This is a genomic window from Dissulfurispira sp. (assembly GCF_036745535.1).
Taxonomy (GTDB): Bacteria; Nitrospirota; Thermodesulfovibrionia; order Thermodesulfovibrionales; family Dissulfurispiraceae; genus Dissulfurispira.
The window spans coordinates 8523-15080 of the sequence record NZ_DAIOFX010000048.1 but is presented as its reverse complement, the minus strand read 5'-3'; the positions used below and the strand labels follow the sequence as shown (position 1 = coordinate 15080).

Here is a 6558-nt window from a genome sequence, read left to right as displayed (position 1 = left end):
CTGTGACGGGAAAAATCATCGACGAAGGAATCGAGGTGTTGAGAAAAAATCCTCATCTCGACTCTGCCGTGACCGTATCCAAGTACAATATGTGGAGCCCCTTGCGGGCTCGAAAGATCAACAGTGATGGCCTGCTCAAACCCTTTGTTCCGTTTGAGACCTTCGGCGATCCAAAAACGCTGAACTGCGATAGGGATTCTCAGGGAGATGTATGGTTTGCCGATATGGGTGTCTCTGTCGTGAGGCCTCGCTGCCTTGATACTATTCATGAGGGGCTTCTGCCTCAGAAGTGGATGGGCCAGAGGATATTTCCATTGAAGCAGTGGGGGGGGCTCGATGTCGATTACGAATGGCAGGTGCCTCTCGTTGAATACTGGCTCAAAAATCACGGATATGGGGAATAGGAGATCGGTGCCATCAAAAATATCGATTAAATCGAACAATAATTTCCATACCGCTACAGAGACCACAGTTTTTGATACCAAGACTGATGAGAAATTCCATGTGTACAGGAGGAGGTGGAAAGAAAACCCGGAACATTTCATATCAGGCGGCTTCCCGCTCCATATTGATATAGAAAGCGTAGCGGTCTGCAACCTGAGATGTCCGTTTTGTGCGACGACGCACAGGCGATGGGGACAGGATCAGCGCGGATTTATGGATTTTGCTCTTTATCGAAAGATAATCGATGAAGGAATAGAAAACGAATTGTGCGCCATCAAGTTGAGCCTTCGGGGAGAGCCACTCCTTCATCCGAATCTGACGCAGATGGTGGAGTATGCAAAGAAACGGGGAATCATGGATGTTTACTTCAATACGAATGCGGTCCTACTTACTGCTGAAAAATTCGAGAGCCTTATTGATGCAGGACTTGACCGGATTTCAATTTCCATCGAGGGGTTTACGAAAGATGTCTACGAAAAGTTCAGGGTAGGAGCTACATTTGAAAGGCTATTCGACAATGTGAGCAAGCTGATCTCGTTAAGGGAGAGGAGACAATCCTCCCTTCCGCAGATACGCATTCAGACTGTTTTGCTGGAAGAGTTGAAGAGCAGTTTTGATACCTATGTTGCGTTCTGGAAACAGTATGCGGATGAAGTATCGTATCTCGATGCTCGTGAAGAAAAGGAGTGCGAGGGAGGATCGGACGATGCAGCCGCTTGGGCGTGCCCTTTCCTCTGGCAGAGAATGACTATCCTCTGGGATGGCACGATTCTCCCATGCCTCATGCATGGTATCAGCGATTTCAGTTCCATGGTGCTGGGCAATGCAGCACAACACTCCCTGAAGGAGCTGTGGGAGGGGGAGCGGGAGAATCAACTCAGGAAGCTGCATGCGCGGGGAGAATCGCATAAAGTTCCCGCTTGTACTATGTGTTCTTATCGCGCTATGGAGATAAAAAAGTTAGGTGAGAAGTCATAATGAAACATAAAGCCTGGGTGGATGCGGTTCAGCGGGTACGGGCAGGTATTGAGAGCCGATTCGATAAAGTCCGTCTTGACAAGAACGAGAGATTGACCCCTTTTAGAGATGATTTCTGGAGGAATGTGATCTCCGGAATCCGGCAGGAGCATGTTCTGGCATATCCCGAGGTGGAACCGCTTTATGAGAAGCTCGGACGATTTCTGGGCGTTTCGACTGAGCAGGTGGTCATCACAGCGGGTTCCGATGCTGCCATCAAGACCGCCTTCGATCTCTTTGTAAAACCTGGAGATGAAGTGGTATATCTCGATCCTACCTTCGCAATGGTCGATGTGTACTGCGGGCTTTTCAATGCTACTGCAGTGAGGATCGGGTATGGGACGGACCTTAGGACCGATATGCGCTTGCTCCTAGAAACGGTAAGGGAGCAGGTTTCGCTTATTATCGTTGCGAACCCGAACAGCCCTACCGGCACTTATATACCCAACGACGAATTGAAAACTTTACTTGAAGCGGCGCGGCGCCTTTCGATTCCGGTTTTAGTGGATGAGGCTTATTACGGCTTCTGCCCCTATACCGCACTGGATCTGCTCGGAGAGTACGAGAACCTGATCGTTACAAGAACATTTTCGAAGACAGCGGGACTGGCTGGCCTCAGAATCGGCTATGTGGTGACATCCCCTGATCTGGCACAGCTTCTCTACCGGTTCCGGCCTATGTACGAGGTAAACTCGGTTGCCGTTCATTTCGCTTCGGCAATGCTCGATAACTGGCATGTCGTCGACGAATATATCAGGGCGACAGATGAGGGGAAAAAATGTTTGCATGGCGCGCTGAATGCACTGTCTTTTCGTACTATTGATACTCTGACCAACTTTATCCACGCAGATTTTGGCGTACAGAGAGAGGCAATCCTTAAGGGGTTCGACAGGGATGGGATTCTGGTGCGGGGAAGCCTTTCCGTAAAGGGATTCGAAGGGTATACTCGAATATCTATCGGCCCAATAAGCGAAATGGAAAAAGTAGTCGATAGCATTAAGAGGAGTGTTCGGATATAAATGCTCAGATTAGCTAAAAAAATATTAACCCATATAGGAATAGATGTAAGAAATGTACATGAGCGGTTAAGCGGATATTCTATAAAGCTTGCTATTAAACAGAATGGTTATGCAGAAATGCTGGAGAGACTTAGGACAATAGTTCCTGATATTTCTAATCAGGAGTCCAGTGAGGCTTCTACATTTAACGATTATTGGGAGCTCAAGAGAAGGACGCTTCATGTGTTTCAATGCCGAATGATGCTCAAGGCGCTTGAGATGCTGCAGCAGGATTCCCTTGTAGTGGTTGATATTGGAGATTCAGCGGGAACTCACATGCTATACCTCAGAGATCTTACAAGGAACAAATTCTCCCTCGATACCGTCAGCGTGAACCTCGATCCGAGGGCAATTAAAAAAATAGAAGCGCGGGGACTGAAAGCGGTACATTGCCGTGCGGAAGAGCTCGATCTGGGAGGAAGAAGCGTCGATCTGTTCACCTCATTCCAAATGGTAGAGCACCTCCATAACCCCGCACTCTTTTTTAGGCGCCTTGCAAAGAAATCATCGTGCTGCAGAATGGTGATCACCGTGCCGTATCTGAAGCGGAGCCGCGTGGGTTTGCACCATACACGGTATGGAGCTGTGAGGCCGTTTTTCGCCGAGGACGAGCACATTTTCGAACTTTGTCCCCGAGATTGGGAACTCCTTATCTTGCACGCAGGCTGGAGGGTGAAGCACAGTGAAATCTACTACCAGTATCCCCGGAGGATACCTGTGGTCAGCACGCTGCTCTCATGGTTCTGGAAGAATACCGATTATGAAGGTTTCTGGGGAGCTGTTCTCGAGAAGGATACCACTCTCTCGGACTGCTATCAGGATTGGGAAAATTAGATTTGTCATACTGTTTTTGAAAGAGAACTTAAGACAATGCGCAAATGGTATAAATTTTTTAGAGACTCCCGTTATAAAGGGAAAATTTACCTGCCGATAGATAGCAACTTTAAAGAACACGAAAAGACGATGGGGGGATATGGGAGCGATGATGCCTACCGTAGCAAAGAAAGCTTTTTTAATAAATACTTCTGGAACTATCACTATGGCAGGCTGGAATGTTATGATAACTTTTTAAGAAAAAGCCTGAAAAAGAATGAAAATATTATATCTATAGCAAGTGGCCGCTGCGCTAATGAATTATATTTAATGGAAAATGGTTTTAGTGTGACCTGTTCGGATTTGGAATTTTTTGAGGCGTATGCGGAAACAAAATCATTATTTCCTGGATTCAACTTTATAACGCATGACATCCTGTCTGGACCTTTAAAACAGAAATATGATGTTGTCATTTGTCTAGGCTTAATCTATCTTTTTGATGAGTATGAGCTCTCTCTTTTTTTTAGAAATGTATTTGATAGCCTGGACAATGAGGGACGTCTGATTCTCGACTTTGGCGGCCCGCCCGACAATTTTATGTCTTATATGCTGCATGATGTGTTTTTAAAATATGAAACTAAAATGGCCAGACTGCTAAAATTTCTTTTAACAGGCAAATGGCAGGGATTTGTAATAAAGCATCATGGGTATAGAAGGTCCGATAATGAGATCATAGCAGCGGCCCAAAAATCAGGGTTTGAGTTGCTGGCTCAGGAAAATTATGCTTTTGTAACTGAATTCAGGAGAAGCTATATTTTTAACAAGCTGGTAAAGCCAGCCTCTTTTGTAGAAAAGGTATTTGGCATTATCGGAAGAAGCATTCCGTATATCCGGATGGGACATTTCAGAAAAACACCTGATAAATAAAATCTCGTTTGTAGGCTTTAGGATGAAGTTTTATGTCTGGAAGATTTAAAGTATTATTTATCTATCCCAATACCGAAATGGCCACCTTGGTACCTATAAACCTATCGCTTTTGGCCCCCTGCCTGAGAGAGGCCGGCTTTGAGGTTGAGCTGTTTGATACCACTTACTATAAATGGGAGGAGATAAACTTTGAGCAGAAAAAGGTCGATTTGCTCCAACTGAGACCATTCAGCTACAAAGAAAAAGGGGTTGACTACAGAGATACGGATATGTACGAAGATCTACGGAAGAAAGTAAATGATTTTTCACCTGATCTTATAGCCATTACGCTTGTCGAGGACACCTTTGATCTCGGCATATCCCTTCTCGCAGCAATCAGGGATTACAAAGCGCCGGTCATTGCCGGTGGAGTATTTGTGACATTCTCAGCAGAGGAGGTTATCGCAAACGAGGATGTGGATATTGTATGCATAGGCGAAGGAGAGGAGGCACTCGTCGAGCTATGTGAGAAAATGCGGAGAAGAGAAGACTATTCTTCAGTGCTGAATCTATGGGTCAAACGCGAGGGCCGGATCATTAAGAATCCTATGAGAAAGCTCACCGATATTAACGCACTACCTTATATCGACTATGATATTTTCGAGAGAAAGCACCTGTACCGGCCGATGCAGGGCAAGATATATACGATGATCCATGTAGAGATCGACAGAGGCTGCCCATACGATTGTACCTACTGTGAGGCCCCTCATTTGAGAAAGCTGTTTCAGGAGCAAGGTTGCGGAATCTACTACCGGCGTAAACGTATTGATCGTGTCATAGACGAAATGAAGCATCTTGTCAGGAAATATAATCCTGATTATATAAATTTTAACGCTGAATCATTTCTTGCTAGACCTCTTGCTGAACTGAAAGAGTTTGCCGAAAGATACCGAGAGATCGGGCTGCCGTTTTGGTGTCAGTCGAGACCGGAGACGGTAACGGAGGAAAAAATAAAAATCCTCAAAGAAATGAACTGTCAGAACATGCAGTTTGGAATCGAGCATGGGAATGAGGAATTCCGTTCAAGGATGCTGAACAGGCACTATACTAATAAACAGATGCTCGAGGCCTTTAAAATAGTGGAGGAGTACGGGATTGCATATACGGTCAATAATATTATCGGATTCCCTGACGAAACGAGAGAGCTCGTCTTCGACACCATAGCTGTCAACAGGCATATTAACCCTGCGACGATGAATGTCTACCTCTTTACACCATATAAAGGGACTCGTCTGTACCAGTACTGCATTGAAAAGGGTTATCTTGATAGAAGCGATAAAGTTCACCAGCTTCTGGATGGTGTTCCATTAAAAATGGATACCATCTCTTACCATGAGCTGAAAGGGCTGCAGAGGACGTTCCCTTTGTATGCGAAAATGCCCGAAGCCATGTTTAAGGAAATACGGGTTGCCGAGCGTTTTGACAATGAGGGAAACGAGATGTTCAATAAGTTGAGAGAGAAATATTACGAAATGCATTTTTCGCAGCACCGACAGACGAAGGAGGAAGATTAATGAGGGTTCTTCTTGTATACTGCAATTCCATGCTCGAGAATGCCCTTCCTATAGGGGTCTCACAGCTGGTTTCCTGTCTGAAAGAGGCAGGTATTTCTGTCGATCTTTTCGACACGACATTTTATCGCTACGGGAGAAAGAGCGCTACAGAGAACCGCATCGAAGCGCTCCAGTTTCCTCCGTGCCCCCTCAACTTCAAGGGCGGCAATATGGAGGAAGACTTCAGGGCGAAAATCGAGAACTTTCAGCCCCACCTCATTGGCATTTCGGTCGTTGAACCTACGTTCCTCCTCGGTATGAGGCTTCTGGAAAGTGCGCGTGAGCTACTGACCAAGAACAATATACGGGTAGCAATGGGTGGCGTACATGCCATTCTTGCTCCCCAAACAGCAGACGGGAGAGACTTGGTTGACTATGTCTGCATCAGCGAGGGAGAACAGGCATTTGTCGAGCTATGCAAGATGCTCGAAAAAGGAAAGGATGTGTCGGGCATTAACGGATTTTGGGTGCGGAGAAACGGAACCTGGGAGAAAAACAGGAAGGCTCCCCTGACCGACATAAATAAGCTCCCGCTGATGGATTTCACTCTTTTCGGAGAGTCCTACCTCAACAAACCGATGATGGGCAGGCTTTACCGCACTATTTCCATCGAGACTACTCGCGGCTGTCCTTACCACTGCTCGTATTGCGGGGATTACTCTCTCAAAAAGCTGTTCAAAGGAGAGGGTTCATGGTACAGGAAAAAG

Annotated in this window: 6 protein-coding genes and 1 pseudogene; all 7 read left to right on the top strand. The window is 46.0% G+C overall.

Annotated elements, in window-relative coordinates; translation table 11 throughout:
* Positions 1-404 (top strand): annotated as a pseudogene (locus V7L97_RS08710) (cytidylyltransferase domain-containing protein); the annotation flags it as partial.
* Between the two features lie 7 nt (positions 405-411).
* Positions 412-1422 carry a radical SAM/SPASM domain-containing protein gene (locus V7L97_RS08705; protein WP_333655124.1) on the top strand — a complete coding sequence of 337 codons (1011 nt, stop codon included), beginning with the start codon at positions 412-414 and terminating at the stop codon, positions 1420-1422.
* Positions 1422-2480: a pyridoxal phosphate-dependent aminotransferase gene (locus V7L97_RS08700; protein WP_333655123.1), complete on the top strand. Its 1059-nt coding sequence runs from the start codon at positions 1422-1424 to the stop codon at positions 2478-2480. The genes V7L97_RS08705 and V7L97_RS08700 overlap by 1 nt, the downstream gene beginning before the upstream one ends.
* Complete coding sequence (locus V7L97_RS08695) at positions 2481-3353, top strand: methyltransferase domain-containing protein (RefSeq protein WP_333655121.1); 873 nt, start codon at positions 2481-2483, stop codon at positions 3351-3353.
* Positions 3354-3389: 36 nt separating this feature from the next.
* Positions 3390-4259, top strand: a complete 870-nt coding sequence (locus V7L97_RS08690; RefSeq protein WP_333655119.1) for a class I SAM-dependent methyltransferase — start codon at positions 3390-3392, stop codon at positions 4257-4259.
* Positions 4260-4291: 32 nt separating this feature from the next.
* Positions 4292-5812, top strand: a complete 1521-nt coding sequence (locus tag V7L97_RS08685) for a B12-binding domain-containing radical SAM protein (protein WP_333655118.1) — start codon at positions 4292-4294, stop codon at positions 5810-5812.
* On the top strand, positions 5812-6558 hold a 747-nt coding region (locus tag V7L97_RS08680; protein WP_333655117.1), incomplete at its 3' end, for a B12-binding domain-containing radical SAM protein. The genes V7L97_RS08685 and V7L97_RS08680, both read left to right, overlap by 1 nt.